This is a genomic window from Gilliamella sp. W8145, assembly GCF_016101145.1.
Classification (GTDB): Bacteria; Pseudomonadota; Gammaproteobacteria; order Enterobacterales; family Orbaceae; genus Gilliamella; species Gilliamella apis_A.
In genome coordinates this window covers 891359-916034 of the sequence record NZ_JACFRC010000001.1, presented here as the reverse complement: position 1 = coordinate 916034, position 24676 = coordinate 891359, and the positions used below count along the sequence as shown (strand labels likewise).

Below are 24676 nucleotides of genomic sequence, written 5' to 3'. Positions count from 1 at the left end.
GTAAACATTTTATTTTATTATGATTTTTTATCTTTTTAATGTCTGAAAGTCTAGGCGGATTATTAAATCGATACAATTATGGAGAGATTAATCATAAAATAATTAGGTAGATCTATTTTACGGATTCAATCTTGTTATAGTATAAATAAAAGCACTTTTAATGACAGATAGCTTGAAAAGAATAAATCATATCAAAAAAAGTTATTAACATTATTAGAATAAAAAACTTTAGATTTGTACAATCTAAAAAGGCACTGCTAAGTCACTAAATTTTAGGTATAATGAATAAGTCATATAGAAATAGCTGACTTTTTGTATTTATTTTTGTAAATAGTGGCAAATTGTTATTCATACTAATTGGTTATTAATAGTTATTGTAAAGCCACCATTTAACGCATGTAATATTTCATAAATTATTAACGATTTAGTTCGCTTAATTATCTCAATTGTTCACAAAATATATCATAACAAGTCTATATTCTATTTATTAAAATTTTAACCAATTTGAGAGTAAAACTATGAACGCATATCTGCTACTTTTCGCTGCAATTATCTGTGAAGTGATTGCAACATCTTCACTCAAATTATCTAATGGATTTACTAATCTGACTTTTTCAATAATTACCATAATTGGTTATAGTGCTTCTTTTTATATTTTATCATTAGCTTTAAAAACGATACCGGTTGGTATTGCTTATGCAATTTGGTCGGGAATAGGGATTATCATTATTAGTTTAATTGCTTGGATTTTTTTAAAACAGTCATTGGATCTTGCTGCATTGATTGGTATGGGATTTATTATTTTTGGAGTAGTAATTATTAATCTTTTTTCAAATATTTCAGGACATTGATATAGATTTAAACCCTAATAATAAAAATATTAATTAAGTTTTTTGCATTTTAAAAATAAAAAAACCGGAGTTAAACTCCGGTAAAAGTTAGAAGAAAGGTATGTAAAAATATCAACTTTGAATAAAATTAGATTTCACTTGCGTGTTGTTTTAAGTAGCTAGCAACACCATTTGGATTTGCTTGCATACCTTGTTTACCTTTAGTCCATTGTGCAGGACAAACTTCACCATGTTCTTCGTGGAATTGGAAAGCATCAACAATACGTAGCATTTCATCAACGTTACGTCCAATTGGAAGATCATTGATAGTTTCATGACGAACAACGCCTGATTTATCAATAAAGAATGAAGCACGAAGTGCAACACCTGCTTCAGGATGTTCAACACCGTAAGCTTGCATAATGCTATGTTTGATATCTGCAACGATAGGGAATTTTACTTCGCCAATACCACCTTTATCTTGTGGAGTATTGCGCCATGCATTATGGACATATTCAGAATCCATTGATACACCAATAACTTCTACACCACGTTTTTTGAATTCTTCAAGACGGTGATCAAAAGCAATGATTTCTGATGGACATACAAAAGTAAAATCCATAGGCCAAAAGAATACGACTGCATATTTGCCTTTGATATGTTCGGCTAAATTAAAATTATTTACTATTTCACCAGAACCAAGCACTGCAGATGAAGTAAAGTCTGGTGCCTTACGAGTTACTAATGTCATAAAATGTCTCCTTGTGTAACTAAATTTGTAATTTATTTGCGGTGAATTATAGCAGTATGTATCAATACGCCAAGCTGTTATCAGCGATTGATTTCATAAGTTTAAACTATGATAAATAAATTATTATTCGGTTTTAATTATCGTTTTCTTTGATTTACCTTTGTTTTTAGTATCTCGATGACGCTGTTTTACCTTTTTCTTTTTCGTATCTTCTTGCTTTTTAGCTACACTTTTTTGTTTAGCTTTTTGTGACGGTTTCTTTTTGGTCACAGGTTTAGGTGCTTTAGTTTTTGGTCGCAATTCATCAATGGTTCTTAATTTAATCGGTTCACGTATATAACGTTCAATTTTTAGTAATAACTCATTATCGTGAGCTTCAACTAACATTATTGCGGTACCTTTTTTTCCAGCACGAGCAGTACGACCAATGCGATGTAAGTAAACATCAGCGGTTTTAGGCGCATCGAAATTGATAACATGGCTTATATCGTCAATATCTATACCTCTAGCGGCAACATCTGTTGCAACCAACACATTTACGGTGTCATTACTAATTCTTTTGATTGCTTCATTACGTTTGGCTTGAACCATTTCGCCTTCTAGATAACAACTTTGAATACCTGCTTGATGAAGTAATGTTACTAATTCATGTACTCTTTCCCGTTTACGAACAAAGACAATCGTTTTTTTCACTTCTTCTTGTTTCAATAAATGCGTTAATAATGCAACTTTATGGGTAAAATCATCAGCGCGATAATAAAATTGCAAAATCTTTTTTCGTTCTTTTCGCGAAGGGTCGGCATTGATTTCGACGGGTTGTTCAAGAATACGATTAGCAAAGCTATGTAATCCATCACCTTCAAGTGTAGCTGAAAATAGTAACGTCTGTTTGCGCCAACGAGTTTCTGCAGAGATAGTTTCAACATCCTGAGCAAATCCCATATCTAACATGCGATCTGCTTCATCCAATATTAACATTTCAACCGCACGACAATCGAAGTTTTCTTCTTTAATATACTGTAATAATCGACCCGTAGTGGCTATGACAATATCTTGATTTTTACTAAACACTTCAGCATGGTTCATATAAGCAACTCCACCAGTAATGGTGGCGATACTTAGGTGAGTTGATTGCGTAAGCAATTTTGCTTGCTCAGCTATTTGGATTGCGAGTTCTCGAGTAGGGGTTAGTATCAAAATTCGTGGTGGTCCTGGTTTTCGACGAGGAAAATCAAGTAAATGTTGTACCGCTGGAATCAAAAAAGCTAAAGTTTTACCGGTTCCGGTTGGAGCCGATCCTAAAACATCCTTACCGTCTAATGCTACTGGTATAGTTTGTGCTTGGATTACCGTTGGTGTATTAATATTTTGTGTTTGTAGATTGTCAATTAGGATATCATCTAACTGTAAATCGGAAAAAGTTTGTGTAGTCATAGTGCTCTTTTATCTATCATTTTGTCCCACATTATAACGGCAATTGTTATAACTACAATGTTTATCCTTAACTAACATAATCTTTAAGTAACAGAGCCGAAAATAGGTAAGAATAAAAAACAATTTTTCATGATTACCATATTATTTATTGGCCAACTATGAATGGTTAAACTTATCATAATTTATGGTTTATGCTAAAATAATTAAAATAACAAGGTAGCAAACTTAATACTATTCTTTTTAGTTAAATTGATGATCGAATTATAAATATGACAGAATCTTTTTCTAACGACAAATATAACCAGCAGTTACAAAATAAAATAATCAACTTAAAAACATTATTATCTGATTTTTCATTACCCGATTTACAGGTTTTCTCTTCACCAATTAGTCACTATCGTATGCGAGCTGAATTTAGAATTTGGCATAACGGTGAGGAGCTTTATCATATTATGTATGATAAAAAAACTAAAAAAAGAGTAAGAATTGATAGCTTCCCAATTGCATCACAATTAATTAATCGTGCCATGCAAACAATTTTACCGTTACTTCAATATAACGATAAGTTGCGCCATCAACTTTTTCAGATTGATTATTTTTCCACATTGAGCGGCCAGTTATTAATAACACTCTTATATCATAAAAAATTAGATGACCAATGGATAATAGAAGCTGAGTGTTTAAAACAACAATTAGCGGAGCAGGGTATTTTTGCCAATTTGGTTGGTCGAGCTAGTAATCAAAAAATTGCTGTAAATGTTGATTATGTCGATGAGACTTTAGCCATATTTGATAATAACTTTAGTTATCGACAAGTGGAAAACAGTTTTACCCAACCTAATGCGGCTATCAACATTAAAATGTTGGAGTGGGCAATATCGGTTACTAAAGATTCTAAAGGTGATCTTCTCGAATTTTATTGTGGTAACGGTAATTTTTCGATTGCATTAGCACAAAATTTTAGGAAGGTGTTGGCAACTGAAATCGCAAAAGCATCGGTTTATTCTGCACAACATAATATTAAAGTAAATAATATTGATAACTTAATTATTGCCAGATTATCGGCCGAAGAATTTACTAGTGCAATTAAAAAAGAACGACAATTTAATCGATTGCAGGGTATTAATTTAGATGATTATCAATGTCAAACCGTATTAGTCGATCCTCCACGAGCAGGATTAGACGATAATACGCTTGAGATTATCCAAAGTTATCAACGGATTATTTATATTTCTTGTAATCCTAATACGTTGAAAAATAATTTAGAACAACTTACTAAAACGCATCAAATTGAACATTTTGCGATGTTCGATCAATTTCCTTATACCGATCATATTGAAACCGGTATTGTTCTTCGTAAAAACTAACATCAACCATATTCAATTACGGTTAAATTTGCTAAAATGAAATTTGTTTTATAGTGAATTAGCCGTAATCCATGGATAAATTTACGTCAGTAAGTATTAAAGTCAAAAAAAAACCCTAGATCAACTAGGGCTGCATTAAATTGCAAGGAATGGATGAAAGGAAATAAAACAATGAAACAATACTGTCTAGCCTCATGAATCATTGTGGCGATACTATAACAAATCTAACCCGACTATTTAATGACCATTAGATTACAAAATAGTCATTAAATTGTCATGATGCCATTTCCCTTTTTCATATATCCTATTACTGCATTATGCAATTTCGATAACCTGATAGAACATTAAGGAATATTCAATATGAAATTGTTAGTTGTTGAAGATGAACAAAAAACAGGTGAATATCTACGCCAAGGATTAGTTGAGTCAGGATTTATTGTTGATCTCACAGATAATGGCTTAGATGGCTATCATCGAGCAATGACTGAAGATTATGATTTAATTATTCTTGATGTCATGCTTCCCGATATTGTTGGTTGGAAGATAGTGCAGTCTTTACGTGAAGCTGGTAAAGATACGCAAATTATTCTGCTGACGGCAATGGGGAGTGTTGAAGATAAAGTTAAAGGTCTAAATTTAGGCGCTGATGATTATTTAGTAAAACCATTTTCTTTTGCTGAACTATTAGCAAGAGTTAAGTCATTATTAAGACGAAATGTACCACAGGTTAATAATTATCAATTAAGTATTGCTGATCTTGTTATGGACTTACCTAAACGAACAGTAACCAGAGGTGATAAAAGAATTGATTTAACCAATAAAGAGTTTTTATTACTGGAATATTTTTTACGTTATCCTGGTGAAGTGCTTCCTAGATCATTAATCGCATCCCAAGTATGGGATATGAATTTTGACAGTGACACCAATGTTATTGATGTGGCAATTAGGCGCTTGCGGAATAAGATTGATGCTGATTTTGAACCGAAATTAATTCATACAGTCCGAGGAATGGGATATAAATTAGATGTATTGGATGAAGAAAACTAATATCATATCATTTCGTATACCACTTATTGTATGCCTACTGACCTGTGGGCTACTTTATTGTTTTAGCTATCTTATTGAACATACTTTTGAAAAAATTTCGATTCAGCAAAATGTCACCGAACTCAATTCTGTCATTACCTCAATCGAGCGTGAGCTGACCTATTATTCACCCGATGAAAATCGTGATGAATTCTTTCAAAATCTTTTACTTATTTTAACTGGTCATCATCATTTATTTGTTTATATTATTGATGATTCAGGAAAAATTGTCTATCGCACACGAGGTCCAAATTTATCAATTGCTTTATCACAAGAAGATTTTGATCGTTTAATTACTGAAAATAGCACTGCAATTTGGAACATTGATAAATCATCTTATCGTATCGGAGCCTCTAGAGTATTGTTGGACGAAGGCCGCCAATATACGACAATAGTTGCAGTAGCCCGTGATTTACAGCTTGAATTTATTAAGCGACTAAGAAATGGTTTAGGTTTACTTATCGTTATTGCTTGTGTCTTAGCTTTAATTGGTTCATTAATTTCAATATATTTTACGCAAAAACCAATTAACCGTTTAATCAAAAAGATTGAAGGCATTAATATGAAAAGCTTAAATTATCGTATTTCAACCAAGTCAGTACCGGTGAAATATGTTAGTTTGGTTAAAGCTTTTAATAATATGCTTCATCGAATGGAAGATGTTTTTGATCGGCAACGTAATTTTACTGCTGATATTGCTCATGAAATGCGCACACCAATTACTAATTTAACCACACAAACGCAAATAGTATTAAATAATGCGCGATCAACTGATGAATATCGAGAAATTTTATATTCTAATTTAGAAGAGTATGAAAAAATGTCTCAAATGATTTCTGATATGCTGTTTTTAGCTCAAGCAGATAATCATCAATTAGTTCCTAATCTTATTGATATTGATCTTCATTCAATGATTAGTTTGATGTGTGAGTATTTTGAACCTTTAGCCGATGAAAAAAATATAACTTTTGAAATAGAAGGTAGTTGTTCTCATATAGAAGGGGATAAAATGATGTTAGGGCGAGCGATAAGTAATATATTATCCAATGCTATTCGATATACTCCTGCAAATCAGACAATTAAAATTAGCTTGAGTCAAGTAAATCAAAAACGAATCCAAATTATTATTGCTAATCCAGGTAAAAAGATTGAAAGTCGCCATTTACCACATCTTTTTGATCGCTTCTATCGAGTTGATGAATCACGGCACCGTAATGGTAAAGATAGCTCGGGAACAGGGATTGGTTTAGCAATCGTTAAATCTATTATCGACACGCATAAAGGTCATATTCATGTCGAATCTGATGATTTATCAACTCGATTTATTATTAAACTTCCTACAGTTATTTAACGTCAAAATCACTGATTAGTAGATTAGCTGCAGCATATGCGGCTTTTTCTCGTAATTCAGTTGGTACTTGTTGATTATCAACTATCTCATTGAGAACTGTCATTACTGCACCTAAAGCATCATCAATATAACCTAAATCATTACTACCAATTTGTGCATATTTTTCCCGAATTAGCTCACTATATTTGTTCATTTTTACTATCCTATAGATTAAAAAAATTTAAATATGATTTAAATAAACGTTATTAACTGTTGATAAACTTCGTCAGCTGTTATGGTTTGCATCATTTTATCTGCTGAAATGATGCTATGCTGGTTTTTTCCATATCCGCCAATAAGCTTCGGATCGGTATTACCAAATAAAGTAATATTAGGTCTATCTAATGCTGCTGTTAAGTGGCTTAATCCAGTATCGACGGATACTACAGCTTTGGCTCCGGCAATAACCGTTGCAATTTCATTGAGAGATAATTTAGGTAATACTTCAACGTGTTTGAATCCTTGGGCTAATCGCAATGCACGTTCTTGTTCATGCGGTGCTCCCCATGGAAGTTTAATTTTAAGGCCAGTAGGCTCAATTAATTCAATTAAATTACGCCATGCCGATTCTGTCCAATGTTTTTCATCCCGGGTAGTTGCATGTAGGAAAATCAAGTATTTTTGGTTATCAGGTGGTAATGATGTTAAAAAATGATCAGCAATAGCATAGTCACCAATCGAATCTGGTTGTGAGTAGTTAAGACTTTTTGCAAATAACATACGAACACGTTCAATGGCATGCATCTGTTTAGGAACATGATGTTTTACATCATAAAACCAACTAGCAATTGGTTCCTTTATGCTTTGGCGATCCAAACCATGTTTAATACCTTTCGCTTTACGAGTGATTAAAAACGCACTTTTAATTAGCCCTTGAGCATCAATAATGCAATCATACTGTTTACGCTGTAAGTGTTCTATAAATTGATGGCGTTCTTGGCGAATGGGCTTAGCGAACCAGTTTTTTCGCCAACGTCTGATAGCAACCGGAATGATGTCATTTACTGCAAAATGCCAACTGGGAATTTGACAAAAGTTTTCTTCAACCACCCAGTCAAATGTTATGTTAGGTATGCTATTAGCAGCATCAGTTAAAGCAGGTAAAGTATGCAATACATCACCCATAGATGAAGTTTTAACAATTAACACGCGCATAATTAACAGCTCTTTTCACAGCGAACGATAAGATTCATTAATGTTTCAAATACTAAATCTGGTTTTATATCAATAAGGCTTTGATGATAGCCTTGTTCAGCATCACCTTTACGAACGCGATGATAGCCAGTGATTAAACGGATTACTTCTGCTTTATTGGATAGTGGTGGGGTAAAATCAGGACTACTTGGCCCATAAAGTGCGACTAAAGGTTTATCCAGCGCTGCTGCTACATGCATTAGTCCTGAGTCGTTGGTGACGACAGCTTTACACGCAGCAATCAGATTTATTGCTTGTCCTAATTCCGTTTGTCCAGCAAGGTTAATACATTGTTTTCCATGATTCATTTTAGCAATGATTTGTTCGCCAACTATTTTATCTTTTGCTGAACCGAAAATAATAATTTTAGCGTGTTGTTTAACTATCTTATCGGCTAATGCTGCATAATGATAATCAGGCCAGCGTTTGGCTGGGCCAAATTCGGCTCCTGGGCAAAAACCAATTAATGGCTCATCATTTGTAATATTAAATGTAGATAATGTTTGTTCAACCTCATCGGTTAAAACATTAAGTTTTGGCCATAAAATTGGCTGAGGTATATCTTTTGCTGAATGGATATTCTGCTTAGAATAGGCGAGAGCGACATAGCGTTCTACCATTAATGGAAAGGCTTGTTTATCCAGCACTCGTAAATCATTTAATAAGCCATAACGCATCTCACCTTTCCAACCAGTACGTTTAGCAATTTTAGCAAAAAAAGGAATGAGTGCTGATTTAAAAGAGTTAGGTAAGATGATAGCTTGGTCGTATTGATTATTGCGTAATTCCTTTCCTAACTGATAACGTTTGCTTAAAGCAAACTCACCATGGCTTATAGGCATAGCGATTGACTGATTTACTTCAGGCATTTTATCTAATAAAGCTCGGCACCAAGCTGGTGCCATCACATCAATTTCAATAGATGGATCTAACTGTTTTAATGTGCGATATAAGCTTTGTGACATCATCATGTCTCCAACCCATGAAGGACCAATAATCAACGTTTTCATTGAGGTTCCTTTATTGTTGGTTTAACCATTGCATATATTCAGTTGTTCCTTGAGACACTGTTTTGAACTCAATAGGACAACCTGTTTTCCTGAATTTAGTCAGATCAGCTTGAGTAAAGCTTTGATAGCGTCCTTTTAAGTGTTCAGGGAATGGAATATAATCGATTTCGCCTTTTTTATGATAATCTAAAACTGCATCAGCAACTGATTGGAATGATTCTGCACGACCAGTTCCACAATTAAAAATGCCAGAAACTTTATTTTTCCAGAACCATAAGTTAACCTCAACCACATCGCCAACGTAAATAAAATCACGTCTAAAATTATCACTGCCAGCAAATAATTTTGGCTTTTCGCCTTTGGTTATTTGTTCATTCAAGTGATATGCAACGCTAGCCATGCTACCTTTATGATTTTCACGAGGTCCATAAACATTGAAATAACGGAAACCGCAAATTTGCGAATTTGCATTTGGTAAAATTTCTCGTACGTATTGATCGAATAAAAACTTTGAATAACCATATACATTTAAAGGTTTTTCATAAACTCTATCTTCAATAAAATTGTCACTGCGTCCTCCATAAGTTGCGGCGGAAGAAGCGTATAAAAAAGGAATATCAAAATCTAAACAATAATGCAGCAAATCTTTTGAATAGTTGTAATTATTTTCCATCATAAATTTGCCATCCCATTCAGTAGTAGATGAACATGCTCCTTGATGAAAAATAACTTCAATGTCCAGATTTTCACCGGAGACTATTGCTGAAATAAACTCATCTTTATCCATATAATCAGCAATATCTAAATCTGCTAAATTGGCAAATTTAGTTCCATCGGTTAAATCGTCTACTACTAAAATATCTTTTCGGCCTAAATCATTCAAACCTTTAACAATATTACTTCCAATAAAACCGGCACCACCAGTAACAACTATCATAATTACAACCTTTAGCTAATGAAATTAATGACACTATAATAACGATTTATTGGCAAATTTTCGAGTTCTCTTTTAGTTATCTTAATTTTGTCTGTTGTTTCTAGATGATCATAAAATTTGATTTAGTGATATATATCTGTGATATGTATCATGCCAATAAATTGTTTTTTATTATCAATCACAGGTAAAACGGTTATTGGCCTAGGTTTATGTTGTTCCATTTTATATAAAGCCTCTGATACATATTGGCTATGTTCAATGGTTATTGGTGTGGTTATCATTAACTCAGAAACTTGAATATCTAACAAATTAGGTTGGTATTGTAATTGTCTACGAATATCACCATCTGTAATTATACCAAGTAATACATTATTGTTATCAACTATCGCAACAGCGCCTATCCCCGAATTCGTCATAGCAAAAATAGCGTCAGAAATAGATTTTTCTGTGGTAATAGCAACCTTTCTATTATGTTTTTCAACTAACTGTTGCACTGTCATTAAACGTATTTGGCCTAGATTTCCGCCTGGATGATAAAAAGCAAAATCTTGTGAGCTGAATTTCTTTGCATGCATCACTGATATTGCCAATGCATCAGTTAAGGCTAATTCTACCGTTGTACTTGTTGTTGGTGCTAAATTGAGAGGGCATGCTTCATGGGATACATGGGCATCTAAATTGTAGGTTGCAAAGCGAGCTAAAGTTGATAATGGATTACCACAAATTGAGATTAACGGAATATTAATTTGTTTTATGGTCGGTAAAATATTAATAATTTCGGCTGTTTCTCCACTGTTTGAGAGGGCAATAATAGTGTCATCTTTGGTAATGCAACCTAAATCACCATGAATAGCTTCTGCTGGATGCAAATAAAAAGACGGAGTACCGGTGCTCATAAATGTAGCGGAAAGTTTACGAGCAATATAACCAGGTTTTCCCATTCCTGTCACGATAACTCTTCCTTTGGTATGAAAAATTAATTCTACTGCATGTAAAAAAGTTTCATTAATTGAGTTAACAATTTCTTCTATTGCAGCAGCTTCTTGTTTTAAAACTTGTTTGGCAAGTTGCAACGTTTCATTTTTGCTTACCAAAGAACTTTCTGATTTTGTTGTCATATCCAAATTATCCTTATTTATGAATTAAATTAATTCTGGTGAAGATTGAATAAATAGAAGCATAAATTGTATGCATAAAACCGAAAATAATTTTATTGATTCACAAAAAACTAACTAAGAAAAAGTGAAAGTTTGATTCAGATCACATTTGTTAAACTGGGTTGTGAAAGTGTTAAAAGATTAACATTTTGTTGATTATTTTATTACTACAATGACGCCAACTTAATTGGGAAACTCACTATGAAACAAGAATTACCAAGATATAAAAGAATTTTAGAGTACTTAGATGAATATGATGTTGCCAATATCAATTTACTATCTAATTTATTTTCCGTTTCACATATGAGTATCAGACGGGACTTAAAACTTTTACAAGAAAAAGGATTAATCAAAGTATCGTATGGAGGTGAAATAAAAAGAAGTTTTTTAAATGGCACCCCTCTATATAACATCAAACAGAATCGATTTTCTGAAGGTAAGAAAAGAGTAGGGAAAATAGCGGTAAGTTTATTACAACCAGGGATGGTAATTTTTATTGATGCAGGAACAACGATGCGTGAATTTGCCTTGAATATCAATGTTCCAATTACAGTGATTACTTTAGATTTACATGTGGCTTTGGAATTATCTTCCCGGCCAGAAGTGAACACGATTATTTGTCCTGGTGAAATACAAACAACAAATGCGTCAGCTTATAACACTCAAGCCATGAAGTATCTATCAGAGCAGGTTATTGATTTAGCCTTTATTGGTGCGGATGGTTTTAATCTAGAAGATGGTGCATTGACCACTACACAGATTAAAGCTGACTGTAAATGGATGGCATTATCTAGATCTATTCAATCGGTTCTATTGGTTGATAGCAGTAAATTGGGGCTTAGATGTCGTTTTAAAATCTGCGATTTAAATCGATTTAATTATCTTATAACTGAAAAGCAATTTCCTAGTAATTTTGAAAAACAATTAATAAAACAGGATATTAAATATATTTATTAAGTGATGTAACTAATAGTTAGTTAATTTTGGTAGATGTATAAAAAGTTCATTTATTGAGCTTAATTTTTGAGAGGAAGCAAAAATATGAAAGTTGCCGTTGTAGCTGATGATTTGACAGGTGCTAATGCTACCTGTGCTTTATTAAGCAAAAAAGGGTTTAATGCAATTACATGTTTAGAAAAATTTAATGAAGATCTTTCTAGATTTGATGTGATTTCATTTGCAACTGATTCACGTTCAATACCTTATAAAGAGGCGTATTCACGGGTTGTCGATTGCATAAGCCAGTTTAGCAAATATCAACCTTTAATTAGTAAACGTATAGACTCCACGCTGCGAGGTAATTTAGGGGCAGAAGTTGATGCAGTTATCGACAATGATCCTAATCTAATGGCTTTAGTTGTACCTGTGTATCCATCTAGTGATCGAATTTGTGTTGGCGGATCTTTATTAGTTAATGGTATCCCATTACAGAATACAGCAATGCGTAATGATCCTAAAAATCCGATGACGGAGTCTTCAATTTTAGAATTATTTCGTTGCCAGTCTCGATATCCAGTCTCACATATTGCTCTCAAGGATGTTTTAGAAGGTAAAGATAGAATTGAGCAGCGTTTAAAACAAATATATCAACAAGGTGGTCGAATTGTCATATTTGATGCGACTACGGATACTGACATTAGTGTGATAGCGCAAGCAGCGAATAATGTTAATTTGCCTGTTTTTTGTGTTGATCCGGGGCCATTTACTGCCCAATTTGCTGATCTACGTTATTCATCAGAACGAAAGATGGCCAACAAAGTGTTTGTCGCAATAGGCAGTGTGTCTGATCTTACTCAAAGACAAATAAGAAAATTGAAATATGACCGAAAAGTTTGGTTAGAAACGATATTGGTTGATGAATTGATAGAAATTTCTAAAGACATCAAGAAAGCTAAACCAATTGTAGATAAATTACTGGAAAAGGTTGATCACTTTGATGTGATCGGCATTGATACCGTTGAAATGCCAGAGCATGTTTGTGATTTAGCTAAGTTAGCTGCTAACAATAATATGAGTATGAGTGAAATTAGTAATACTTTGAATCAGGCTATTGCCGAAATAACTGCTCAAGTCTTATTCCACCCTGAATCTATTATTAGAGGTATTTATACCAGTGGTGGAGATGTCACGGTAAATGTTGTAAATCGATTAGGAAGTAGTGGTTTCTTACTTAAAGATGAAGTTGAGCCATTAACGGTTTATGGACACCTTGTTGGAGGGAAATGTGATGGTTATTCGATAGTAACAAAAGGTGGATTTGTCGGTAACGATAATACTTTAGTTCATTGTATCGACTATTTGAGTACCAAGATTTCATCACATGAAAGCATGAAGCATTAATACCTTATAACTAGTTCAACTTAGATAAAACAACATAAGTTGAGCAAATTTTGAGTAATTTTAAAGGAGTAATAAATGAAACGTCGTTGTTTAATCGGAGTTCCTATGGGCGATCCGGCTGGTATAGGCCCTGAAATTGTCGTGAAAAGTATTGCTGCACCAGAAACATATGAATATGGATGTGTACTGGTAACAGGCGATAAAAAGGTGTTAGCTGATGCGTGTAAGTTTTCAAAAGTAAACTTACAAATTAATGAAATTACCGATCTAACTCAAATACAAGATAAACCTAATGTATTGAATCTTATTCAGTGTGGCGAATTAAATTATGAAACGTTTAAAATTGGCCAAATTGAAGGACAATGTGGTCAAGCAGCATTCAATTATATTAAAGTTATCACTGAGCTTGCTATGGAAAAAAAACTTGATGCCATTGCAACAACACCTATCAATAAAGAATCCCTTAAAGCTGGTAATGTTAACTATATTGGTCATACCGAGATATTAGCAGATCTTACTGGCAGTCAAGACCCACTTACTATGTTTCAAGTTCGAGATTTAAGAGTATTTTTCTTAACTCGTCATTTAGCATTGGTTAAAGCTATTGAATCATTAACGCCAGAAAGAGTCTGTGATTATGCTATTCGTTGTAACGATGCATTGGTTAAATTGGGGATCAATAAACCGAGAATGACGGTTGCCGGTATTAATCCACATTGCGGAGAGCATGGTCTTTTTGGTCATGAGGATGATGATGTCTTATTACCAGGTATTGAAATGGCTCGTAAACAAGGGATTGATATTAATGGCCCTAAACCAGCTGATAGTGTTTTCCATTTTGCTATGGGGGGGGGCTATGATGCTGTTTTATCTCCATATCATGACCAAGGTCATATCGCAACGAAAATGGTTGATTTTCATCGTACCATTTCTATCACTAATGGAATGCCGATTCTTCGCACATCTGTTGACCATGGCACAGCAAATGATATTGCCGGAAAAGGAATCGCTAATCCAGTAAGTTTGATTGAGGCTATACGTTTAGCTGCGCTATACGCACCAAATTTCAAACGTTAATAAGTAGCTATTCTTACTTATAACAATTTATTTTTCGGTAATGATTATGTCATTATCGAAGGAGGGTTTGCATATGTCTAAAAAAGAAAATAATAATAAATCACTTTATCCTTATGTCTTATTAAATGGCATTATTTTAGTGGTTGTCGGATTAATTGTTTTTTATCTAGGAAGTTTACATAGTATTGAGAAGAGCAGCTGGCGAATGGTTGCCGGTCTACTTGTTGCAATTACTTTGTTACTATTTATGATTTTGAAAACAAGAATTCAGGCATTTCCTGCATTGATTATATCCGCTTTAATTACTGGCTCATTGGGTGGTATGCCTGGTGAATTTATGATCGCAACGATTAGTAAAGGCTTTGGTAATACGCTCGGTAACATAGGGATCGTTATTGGCTTTGGCGTTATGATGGGGTCAGTTTTGCAGATGAGTGGTGCAGCGCAAAAAATGGCTCAAGTTTTTATTAACCTTTTAGGAAAAGGCAGAGAAGAGTTAGCATTAGTCATTATCGGTTTATTAGTGAGTTTGGCTGTATTTTGTGATTCAGCATTTATTGTTTTATTACCGTTAGTGAAAGCTATTTCGCGTAGTACAGGTAAATCTGTAGTCGGACTTGGTTCAACATTGGCTATGGGACTTGTTATAAGCCACAGTATGATTCCACCAGCGGTAGGACCATTTGGTGTAGTTTCACAATTTGGTATTGGCCTTGGTGAATATATGCTATGGGCAATGGTTGTTGCTATACCTATTACTATTGCTGGATTTATTTATACTCGCCATGTTGGTCGTAGTATTTATCAAATTCCTACGGAGGATGGTGAGAATTTTACCCGTGAACGTCTAACAGTTACTTCGCAAAATTTAGAAGATGATCAACAATTACCAAGTGCATTAGCATCGTTTGCACCAATTGTCACTCCGATTATTTTGATATTAACCGCTACTTTAGTAAATGAAATGAAATGGGATAATTCTATTGCCATTATGTTAAAAACAATTGGACACCCAATTGTAGCTGTGGGCATTGGTTTATTAATTGCTATCATGGCATTAACTAACTCATTTCCTCGAAAAGATGTTGTGCATCAAATGGAAAATTCAATTCGTTCTGCTGGTATTATATTGCTTGTTATTGGCGGTGGTGGCGCATTAGGAATGGTGTTACGTGACTCAGGAACAGGTCAAATTATTGCTGAATATATTGTTAAAATTGGTGTGCCTGGTATTTTGTTACCATTGACAATTTCAACTTTGATTCGCTTAATTCAAGGTTCTGGTGTAGTTGCCATGATTACCGCAGCAAGTATTACTGCACCAATGATTGGAACATTGGGGGTAAATCCGATTATGGCTGGATTAGGCTGCTCTATTGGTTCATTTATGTTTTCTCATTTCAATGATGCTTATTTTTGGGTAGTGAATCGTTCACTAGGCGTTACTGAAGTTAAAGAACAAATTAAAGTTTGGAGTATGACAACTACCGTACTTTGGGCTGCAGGAACAGTGACATTATTAATTGTTAATGCCATTTTCTTCTAAGAAAATAGGGGAGTGTAAAGGAATATGCTTCCCCTAATCTTTTCTCTAAATTAGTTGTTATTAATTTTTGCGGTAACTAAAATATACCTTGCCAAACTGAGATAGGGTTCAGTTTGGCAAAACTGTTTTTCAATTTCTAATAATTGCTTAAAATGTGTTTCGGCTTTTGACTTATTGGTTAAATAGTCATGAAATAATCGAATACCTATTTTATTGATGATCTCAAAATTTTGTTGGTTCAACCATTGATATACTTGATTTGGATCTCGAGGATAATCGGGAGATAAGGTTTTCTTTTTACGTTTATTAAGACCGGCTTGAGTATATCCAAAATTACCTAAAGTCACTGTTTTAAATAATAGCCCGTGATAGTTATAGAACATTAATGACAAATAACCATCTTGTTTAAGATATTGTTTTAGCGACTGTATTATTTGGATTGGATCGGCTACCCATTCTAAAACGGCATGACAAATCACAATATCAAATTGTATTTTAATGAATTGCTTTAGATCTTGAATAGGGCAATGAATAAAATTTAAACTTAGATTTTCTTGTTCGGCTTGCTTTCTTGCTAATTCCAGCATTTGCTCGGAAATATCACAAACAGTAATGTTATGACCTAATTTTGCTAGTCGACAAGCAATCTGACCTTGTCCACCGCCTGCATCTAAAATAGTTAGTGGTTTATTCGATGGATAGCTAGCTAATATATTTTCTAGCTCTTGCCAAACGATAGCTTCTCGAATCTTGCCTTTGTTTGTGCCATAAATGTTTTTGGCAAATTTATGGCTGATGTCATCAAAATTACGATCAATTTTTGTCATAGTATAGAGTTATTATTTCAATTATTTGTTATTTAATTTAGTCACTTCTAAATTAATTTGGGCAATTTTTTCTGACATCAATTGATAGCACTGTTCCATTAATATTCTAGCATCTTCTTTACGTAGATTTTGGGTTTCGATTGGCGGAAGCATCTCAACGATCATATGGCCATTATTAAGACGGTTAAGTTTTATATTATTGGTATCTGATACGCAAATTGGCACAATAGGAACGCCAGCGGCTATAGCAGCTTTAAAGGCACCAGTTTTAAATGGTAATAATCCGCGTCCACGACTTCGAGTACCTTCGGGGAACATCCATATTGATATTCCTCGTTTTTTTATTTCGTTAACAACTAAGTTAATGGTGTCTCGAGCTTTTGATTTATTATTACGGTCAATCAAAATATTGCCTGTTAAGTAATAAAGTTGTCCAAAAAAGGGAATCAAAGCAAGGCTTTTCTTACCCACTGTAACGGTTTTGGGTTGTACAATGTCAGCAGCAACCACCATATCATAGTTGTTTTGGTGATTAGCAATAAATACGCAACTGCCTAAATTGTTAATATTTGCTTGTCTACGTGTATCAACCTTTACACCTAAAATTGGTTTGAAGAAAAAACTAAAAAGATGGGCAAATCTAGCCACATTTTTAGGGTTACGAGGATTGAATAAACAAAAAATAACGCCTAGCACACAAGTTATAATACCAATAAATAACACACTGATTAAGCGAAAAAGAAAAACCATAATTTACCTCATAAGTTAACTTAGCGTATTATATACGTAATCTATATGAATATACAGTTTGTTAAATATCGCTTTAAAGGATGTTTATGTTCGAATCAACTATCATTTGGGATGATAATGAAATTCCACTCTCTCGTTACTTTGATGATGTCTATTTTAATACTGACGGTGCAGTAGATGAAACTCGTTATGTTTTTATTGAAGGGAATTGTTTATATGAGCGATTTTTACAACACCAGCAAGAGACTTTTACTATTGGTGAAACCGGTTTTGGTTCAGGTTTAAGTTTTTTAGTTGCTTGGCAAACTTTTAAACAATTTAGACAGAAAAATCCAAATAGTAATCTGAAAAAATTAAATTTCTTTAGTGTTGAAAAATATCCTTTATCTGCCAGTGAAATATCAAAAATTCATGATAAAGTTATTAATTGTGAAGATTCTCTATCTCCATTAGCTAAGCAATTGCAAGATTTCTTAATAAAATCCGATGTTGGCAGTTTAGATGAAACGAATTTATTGATATGTTATGACGATATTAGCTGCTTTGCCGATTTCCTAGTTCAACAAAATAGTTTAATTGATGCATGGTTTTTTGATGGTTTTTCGCCAGCCAAAAATCCTGATATGTGGAATGAATCTCTATTTAAACGTTGTTATCAATTAACGAGAGAGAAAGGAACATTTGCAACTTTTACCGCAGCTGGTTTTGTCCGACGTAATTTAATTAATGCTGGATTTAATGTTGAAAAACGGAAAGGATTTGGTCTAAAACGTGAAATGCTAATCGGCCAAAAAATCTAAATTAGTTCGCCAATTTAACTTTTGGCGAACTAATACGAATTAATTAATATTAATTAAACTCGAATTGATAGATAAGATCTAGTGTTTGCGCAATACCAGAAGCTGCTTCTACATATAAATTTGGCAATAAACGATAACGTAAGGTAAATGTAGCTAGTGAGTCAAATATACCTACACCATATTTTAGCTGTAGATGAGGTAATATATAACCACTTACAACCACTTTTGAATTATTTCCTGCCCCTTGAGTGTCTAAAGAGAGATTCTTAATGCCAAATGCATTACCTATATCACCAATAAATTGTCCTGTTTTGGCGGTTCCAACACCAACTAAAAACGCTGTCATCATATCATTATCACTTTGGTCAGAACTATCAAGACCTTGACCTCGAATTAGATAAGAGAGAGCTTCTTGTTGTGACATAGCCGGATCGGAGAAAATCTCAATTTTAGGATCTGTTGATGATCCCTTAACTCGGATACCTGCTGTAATATTACTGTTATCCATTGCTTCAGGATTACGAATGGCTTCTATGTCTAACATAGCTTGGTCCGTTGGACCAGAAAAAGTGATAATGCCTTTATTAATGATTAAGTCTTGACCATAAGCATGAAATCGACCGTTAGGAATTAATATTTCACCGTGTAAGTCTAGTCCTTTATTTGTCTGTGTTGCAATGAGTTTACCTTTTAATGAGGCTTGCAAACCAAAAGCATCTACAGTGACTTTATCACCGATATTGATTTCAATATGGCTATTAATTTTCATGCCAAATTTTTGTGCTTGAATCTGTTTGTGGTTTCGATCCAACATGACTTCATCTGGTGACACATCAATACTTGACGGTGGAAGCGAATCAACAGTGATTTTACCTTTAGGAATTGAAACTTTACCAAGAATTGTCAGTTCATCTTGTGTTGCTTCTATTTTAATATCTGGAATGACTGACATGACAATCATTGGTGGTACAGTGACATCCATGGCCGCACCATTAACATTTAAGGTTGCTTGCCATTTTTCCAAATTATTCCAACTGGCTTGGCCATTAATATTAATATTACCTGATTTAGTGGCCAAAATTCCTTTCATTGTTGAAGTTTTACCATTGAATTTAATATCAAGCATAGCCGATTTGATATCGATTGGTAATTGGCTAGATTTTATGTCACTATGTTTTAAATTGATACCACCGGTTAAACTAGGATCGATTAAAGAACCAGAAAATTTAACCATACCATTGATGGCGCCATTAGCATATTCATCTTTACTCAATAGAGGATTAATAATTGCTAGGGCTAAATTATCGATATTGAGTTGGCCACTTAAATCTTTCTTCCCAGTTGGATCATTTATTGAAAGATCACCATTTATTTTACCTAATTTATTTAAACCAAAACGCCAATCTAATTTAGCTTGTTGTTCATTAAAATCTGCATTGATATTAAACACATCAAATGGAATTGGCAGAGCTTGATTATTGATCATCTGTTTAATATAAACTCTATTACTGGTTATATTGGCTTTGATACTTGGAATTTTGCTAGCATCATTGAATTTGATATCTGCTTTGCCATTAATAAAACCATCAATTTTTGTTTCACCATCAGTAGGTATAGGTAATTTAGCAAGATCAATATCTTTTAGTGTTATAGTTGTCTGGTTATTGTTAGTTATTGACAAAGATTTATCTAAACAAATACTAGAATTATTGCTACGCCAACAATGCGCACTTATAGTAGGAACGTGGTTAGTAATATCATAAGATAGAGAGATAGGTTTAGTTAATTGCCAACGATTATTATTAGTTAATGTAAGTAAACTATGCGGTATATTTGCGGTCCATTTGTTCTGTTGTTTATCTAATTGTCCACTCAATGATGTTACCATCGATAATGGGCTACCTTCAAAATTTATGTTTAAAGCGTGGCGAGCTTCATTACCTGATAGTTCAATATTAGCTTTTTTAATATTTTGGTTAGCGATATCGATATTTTGAGCAATTAGCTTCAATTGCCCGCTAAGTTGATCGTTGTATTTGATTTTGCCGGATAGATTTGCTTTAGCGATTGAAATATTTTCATAATTTAAATCATTAATATTTATATTGTTTTCGATAACAGGTGAGGCTTTACTACCTGTGATTCTAATATTTCCTATGATGGTGCCATTTAGATCATCAGCTAATAATGACAAAGACTTTAAATTAAGTTGGCTATTTAAATTACCTTTATCCGTAGAACCACTAATATTTAATTGGTTTTTGCCCCAAAGCATAGTTAGATTTTTGGATACTAAAGTACGATTAGAATCAATAAATAGATCGCCATTAGCTGAAAAATTAGCTTGTTTTATGTTACCTTTTAATTGTATATCAGGAATCTTTAATTGCCATAAATCACCTTCGAGCATACCCGAAGTTTTTAGTTGACCGGCTAAGCGAATAGGAAAGGTTGGTAACTCTTTAGTTATATCAACATTATTAAGTTTAACACTAGCATCCCATTTAAGAGCTTTTTGCCAATCTAATTGACCGGTAAGATTAATATCACCTTGTGGAAACTTAATATTGGCATGCTCAAAAGAGGCAGATTCATTGGTACCATCACCAATAATATCAATAGAGGTATCAGGTAAGTCATCTCCCTTAATCAAACCTTTAGCAAGCATATTATATTTTTGTGCATTGCCATTTAAGCTTATAGCAAAATTATCAAGCTGATATTGCGGAGTTCCCTCAATTGGCCATTGGATATGTTTACCTTCTAGTTTTGTAATTAATGGTAAATATTTTTCAATAAAATTTATCTGCCCTTCAATAGCAATTTGATTTAACCCAGCAATATGAGTATAAGTTGATAATTTACCTAATAAGTGTCCTGAAAACTGCCCATTAAGATGATTTTTCTCTGTATCGGCCTTAACATAAGCAAAAATAGGCCAATTATCACCTAAGGTTATTTCACCTGATACATAAGCATGACCACTCGCATAAGGTGTTATTGCATTGGTGTCGACATGTTTAACCATAATATGATTATTAATCATCTCTGTTTTGATATTCACTTGATTGAAATGATAATCTTGCCCTGAAATGTGTAATAACCAATTGTTCCCGGTTAAACTTGTAACATTAATATCGAGTGGAATACTAACTTGTGGCAGTGAGTTTATTAAAGGTTGATTAAATAGTTGTCTAATTTGTTGGTCAAGCGGTAGATTATCATCTATCTGGTTATTAGACTTTTTTGCAGGATAATCTGCAAATATTGCCTGTAAATCCATAGCAATAGCTGGATATACATAGATTTTTTCATTGACCCAGTTAGCTTTGCCTGTAAAGTCTGACATACCAAATTGCATATCGTTAACTTTTACTATGACATCTGAAATATGGGTTTGTTTTAATTCAATAGGTAATGGTGTTTTTATTATTTGTCGTTTTTCTGACGTTGATTCATCAGGTGAAAGTTCTATTTCGTCAGTATTAATTACAACATTAACCCCATCAGCATCAAATTGTTTAACACAAATTTTAGTCTGTATTAAACATAAACCAGACAGTTTGAATGTTGCATCTTTCACCTGTACATTAACACCAGGTAGTTCAAGTGACAGTCCTTCAATATGTAAATCATGGAATGTACCTTCAACTTGTGCTATTTTTAATTCAGGTAAAAATTTATTAAGAACATAGGTTGTTAGTTTTACACCTAAAGAGGTGTAAATCATTAAAATTATAAATGTGATAAGGAAAACAAAAATGGAAAGCACGACAATGCTACGTTTTTTCCATTTACGTATTCGTTTTATTTTTTCAGCCTTTTTCGCTCTTATTGGATTTTTTACCATTTTATAGTTCGCTTCCTAAACCAATATATAGGTGTATTGAGCCTTTATCTTTTTTATTTAGTGGTGTTGCTAAATCAAACTTAATTGGCCCAACAGGTGAAGCCCAGCGAATACCCAGGCCGGTACCGGTATAAAATTTAGTTGTATCGACTTTATCTATTGCTTCTCCAGTATCAACAAAAGCAGCACCCCACCAAGAACCGGTTAAGTTGTATTGGTATTCCGCTGATCCTGTGATCATTTTCGAAGCCCCTTTAAGTTTACCTTTTTTATCTTTAGGTGAGATAGATTGATAGCTGTATCCACGAATGCTGCGATCACCACCAGCAAAAAATCTAAAAGAAGGTGGCACTCTATCAAAGTTACTTGCTTGAATAATGCCGAAATTACCTCTAGCTATAAAACGATGTGATTGTTTAATTGAACGAATCCACGTTTGTTGGGCTTGAAAACGGACTAAATTAATATCAGATCCTAACGATTCGGCAGCGCCTTCAACCGAATAACGTTGAGAGTCGCCCCACATAGATAATAAATTACCGTCATTACGAATACGCGAAATACTAAGTGATGGATAGTATAAAAAGGTTTTAAAACTTGCATCCCCTTGAGTAAAGTCGTCATGTAACATATTAAAACCTAGAGCTGTTTGCCAACCATCAAAGTTATCCCAATTACGCAGAGCACCTAAGGTATAAGAGCGCGAGTAGGTATCATTATTATCAATTTTTTTATAACCACCTTGAATGGTATAGTATTGTTCAATAGGTGATTTTTTCAAAGGTATTTTATAACTCATCGTAATAATTTGCTCAGGTGATGATAGAGATAAATTACTTTGAAAACTATGTCCTCGGCTATTGATCCAAGGTTTATTCCAACCAATTTTACCATGCACGCCGTTATCTGTTGAAAAACCTAAACCCAGATCCATGGCATTTTTTTTACGTGGCGTGGTTACCACATCAATAGGTAACGCTTTGTCTGCTGTTAGATTAGGAAAATCCGGTGTAACAACCACTGAGTTAAACCAGTTTGTTGAACTAAGGCGTCGGTTTAATAATGATAGCTGTTCAGCCGAATATTCATCCCCCTCTTTAAAAGGTACGATGTTGGCAAGATAATCTTGGCGAATTTTTGCGTCTGGAAATTTAACCTCGCTAAACTTATAGCGTTTACCGGTATTAAAATCGATATTCCAAAAAGCTTGATGATCGTATTGAGATACAGCTAATTGATGGGTTGGCATTTCAGCATCAAAATAGCCTTTTTTTAATGATAAGCTTTCTAAGCCTTTTTTGAATGCTTCGTAAGTGCCATGATTTAAAATTTCACCGATTTTAGGCAGTTGTTTAGCTAATAATTCTTGAAAATCTTTATCTTGTTTACCTTCACCATTAATATTAATATTTAATTGTTTAATTCTAACCGGTTCGCCAAGTGATACTTTAACAACGAGGATTTTAGGATCACTTTCGTCGTAACTAAAAGTAGGGGAATAATACCCTAATGCTCGGAGGGCTTTTTGTGCTTCACTTTCAAAATATCGCTTAAAACTAGACGAATTATTGATTTTATCTGGTGTGATTAACGAAATGCGTGCATCAACGTTTTCCGCAAGTTCTCCCGACAATCCTTTAATTGATAACTTCATATCGGCATAACTTGATGTGGCTGTTACCATTAAAAGTACGCATAATGAGCGAGAAAATCGTGACACATACACCTCGATAAAGTTTAGGATTCAAGTAATTTTACATGCCCAATATATGGTAAATGGCGATAATGCTGCGCATAATCTATACCATAACCTACTACAAACTCGTCAGGAATTGAAAAACCGATATACTTTACAGGTACTACAACTTCACGGCGTGAAGGTTTATCTAATAATGTACAAATCTCGATACTACGAGGATGACGTAGTTTTAAAATAGCCATTACCTTGCTAAGCGTATTGCCAGTATCAATAATATCTTCAACAATCAGTACATCTTTGTCACGAATATCTTCATCTAAATCTTTTAAAATTTTGACATCTCTATTACTTACCACTGCATTGCCATAACTTGAGGCCGTCATAAAGTCGACTTCGTGACCAACGCTAATTGCTCGGCTTAGATCTGCCATAAAGATAAAAGAACCTCTTAACAAACCAACTAAAATAAGCTCATTTTGACTGCCTGCATAATCTTGACTTATCTGTTGACCTATTTCATTTACCCGCTTTTGGATATCTTCAGCAGATATCATGGTTTCTAATGTATGTTTTTTCATTAATAATGCTCAGTATATATCTTAAAAAATCAGAACAGATTTTAGCAATTTTC

Annotated in this window: 20 protein-coding genes and 1 pseudogene; 9 read left to right on the top strand and 12 right to left on the bottom strand. The window is 33.7% G+C overall.

Going from position 1 to position 24676, the window contains the following annotated elements; all coding sequences use genetic code 11:
- Positions 1-509: 509 nt before the first annotated feature.
- A pseudogene (locus H3T80_RS04165) lies at positions 510-851 on the top strand (multidrug efflux SMR transporter); the annotation flags it as partial.
- Positions 852-978: 127 nt separating this feature from the next.
- Here H3T80_RS04165 and H3T80_RS04160 read toward each other — a convergent pair.
- Both H3T80_RS04160 and srmB read right to left on the bottom strand, forming a co-directional pair.
- Positions 979-1581 (bottom strand): peroxiredoxin C, encoded by a 603-nt coding sequence (locus tag H3T80_RS04160; protein ID WP_034902551.1) that lies wholly within the window; start codon positions 1579-1581, stop codon positions 979-981.
- Between the two features lie 123 nt (positions 1582-1704).
- Positions 1705-3015, bottom strand: coding sequence for an ATP-dependent RNA helicase SrmB (gene srmB / locus H3T80_RS04155; protein WP_198200200.1), 1311 nt, complete (start codon positions 3013-3015; stop codon positions 1705-1707).
- Between the two features lie 269 nt (positions 3016-3284).
- On the opposite strand from srmB, the gene trmA reads away from it, so the two are divergent.
- The 3 genes from trmA (at position 3285) to H3T80_RS04140 (ending at position 6819) form a co-directional block, all read left to right on the top strand.
- A complete protein-coding gene (gene trmA, locus H3T80_RS04150) occupies positions 3285-4382 on the top strand; it encodes a tRNA (uridine(54)-C5)-methyltransferase TrmA (RefSeq protein ID WP_198200198.1) in 1098 nt (365 codons plus the stop codon).
- 360 nt (positions 4383-4742) lie between these two features.
- Positions 4743-5429 carry a heavy metal response regulator transcription factor gene (locus H3T80_RS04145; protein WP_034902561.1) on the top strand — a complete coding sequence of 229 codons (687 nt, stop codon included), beginning with the start codon at positions 4743-4745 and terminating at the stop codon, positions 5427-5429.
- Positions 5416-6819, top strand: coding sequence for a heavy metal sensor histidine kinase (locus H3T80_RS04140; protein ID WP_198200196.1), 1404 nt, complete (start codon positions 5416-5418; stop codon positions 6817-6819). The genes H3T80_RS04145 and H3T80_RS04140 overlap by 14 nt, the downstream gene beginning before the upstream one ends.
- Here the strand turns inward: H3T80_RS04140 and H3T80_RS04135 are convergent.
- From H3T80_RS04135 to H3T80_RS04115, 5 genes are all read right to left on the bottom strand, one after another.
- A complete protein-coding gene (locus H3T80_RS04135; RefSeq protein WP_198200194.1) occupies positions 6812-7012 on the bottom strand; it encodes a YaeP family protein in 201 nt (66 codons plus the stop codon). The genes H3T80_RS04140 and H3T80_RS04135 overlap by 8 nt on opposite strands.
- A gap of 38 nt (positions 7013-7050) precedes the next feature.
- Positions 7051-8013, bottom strand: coding sequence for a lipopolysaccharide heptosyltransferase RfaC (gene rfaC / locus H3T80_RS04130; protein WP_198200193.1), 963 nt, complete (start codon positions 8011-8013; stop codon positions 7051-7053).
- A gap of 2 nt (positions 8014-8015) precedes the next feature.
- On the bottom strand, positions 8016-9062 hold the full coding sequence (rfaF, locus tag H3T80_RS04125; protein WP_198200191.1) for an ADP-heptose--LPS heptosyltransferase RfaF: 1047 nt from the start codon (positions 9060-9062) through the stop codon (positions 8016-8018).
- A 10-nt stretch (positions 9063-9072) separates the two neighbouring features.
- Positions 9073-9999, bottom strand: coding sequence for an ADP-glyceromanno-heptose 6-epimerase (gene rfaD / locus H3T80_RS04120; protein ID WP_086358085.1), 927 nt, complete (start codon positions 9997-9999; stop codon positions 9073-9075).
- A 122-nt stretch (positions 10000-10121) separates the two neighbouring features.
- On the bottom strand, positions 10122-11117 hold the full coding sequence (locus H3T80_RS04115) for an SIS domain-containing protein (protein WP_198200189.1): 996 nt from the start codon (positions 11115-11117) through the stop codon (positions 10122-10124).
- 240 nt (positions 11118-11357) lie between these two features.
- Between H3T80_RS04115 and H3T80_RS04110 the strand changes: the two genes are divergently transcribed.
- From H3T80_RS04110 to H3T80_RS04095, 4 genes are all read left to right on the top strand, one after another.
- Positions 11358-12113: a DeoR/GlpR family DNA-binding transcription regulator gene (locus H3T80_RS04110; RefSeq protein ID WP_086360826.1), complete on the top strand. Its 756-nt coding sequence runs from the start codon at positions 11358-11360 to the stop codon at positions 12111-12113.
- A gap of 84 nt (positions 12114-12197) precedes the next feature.
- Positions 12198-13496 carry a four-carbon acid sugar kinase family protein gene (locus tag H3T80_RS04105; RefSeq protein WP_198200187.1) on the top strand — a complete coding sequence of 433 codons (1299 nt, stop codon included), beginning with the start codon at positions 12198-12200 and terminating at the stop codon, positions 13494-13496.
- Between the two features lie 75 nt (positions 13497-13571).
- Positions 13572-14573, top strand: a complete 1002-nt coding sequence (gene pdxA / locus H3T80_RS04100; RefSeq protein WP_065651908.1) for a 4-hydroxythreonine-4-phosphate dehydrogenase PdxA — start codon at positions 13572-13574, stop codon at positions 14571-14573.
- Positions 14574-14778: 205 nt separating this feature from the next.
- Entirely contained in the window at positions 14779-16119 is a 1341-nt protein-coding gene (locus H3T80_RS04095) for a gluconate:H+ symporter (RefSeq protein WP_363317448.1), read from the top strand.
- Positions 16120-16169: 50 nt separating this feature from the next.
- Here H3T80_RS04095 and cmoM read toward each other — a convergent pair whose 3' ends face one another.
- Positions 16170-16946 (bottom strand): tRNA uridine 5-oxyacetic acid(34) methyltransferase CmoM, encoded by a 777-nt coding sequence (cmoM, locus tag H3T80_RS04090; protein ID WP_198200185.1) that lies wholly within the window; start codon positions 16944-16946, stop codon positions 16170-16172.
- Positions 16947-16967: 21 nt separating this feature from the next.
- Positions 16968-17696: a 1-acylglycerol-3-phosphate O-acyltransferase gene (locus H3T80_RS04085; RefSeq protein WP_198200183.1), complete on the bottom strand. Its 729-nt coding sequence runs from the start codon at positions 17694-17696 to the stop codon at positions 16968-16970.
- 86 nt (positions 17697-17782) lie between these two features.
- Here H3T80_RS04085 and mnmD point away from each other — a divergent pair, with 86 nt between their 5' ends.
- Entirely contained in the window at positions 17783-18496 is a 714-nt protein-coding gene (gene mnmD, locus H3T80_RS04080) for a tRNA (5-methylaminomethyl-2-thiouridine)(34)-methyltransferase MnmD (protein WP_198200181.1), read from the top strand.
- Positions 18497-18545: 49 nt separating this feature from the next.
- On the opposite strand, the gene H3T80_RS04075 is transcribed toward mnmD, so the two are convergent.
- Genes H3T80_RS04075 through hpt form a run of 3 tightly spaced genes read right to left on the bottom strand, consistent with a single transcriptional unit; the run spans position 18546 to position 24623 of the window.
- Positions 18546-22346, bottom strand: a complete 3801-nt coding sequence (locus H3T80_RS04075) for a translocation/assembly module TamB domain-containing protein (RefSeq protein WP_198200179.1) — start codon at positions 22344-22346, stop codon at positions 18546-18548.
- Position 22347: 1 nt separating this feature from the next.
- Positions 22348-24030 carry an autotransporter assembly complex family protein gene (locus H3T80_RS04070; RefSeq protein WP_198201140.1) on the bottom strand — a complete coding sequence of 561 codons (1683 nt, stop codon included), beginning with the start codon at positions 24028-24030 and terminating at the stop codon, positions 22348-22350.
- 53 nt (positions 24031-24083) lie between these two features.
- Positions 24084-24623, bottom strand: coding sequence for a hypoxanthine phosphoribosyltransferase (gene hpt, locus H3T80_RS04065; RefSeq protein ID WP_110447667.1), 540 nt, complete (start codon positions 24621-24623; stop codon positions 24084-24086).
- Positions 24624-24676 lie beyond the last annotated feature (53 nt).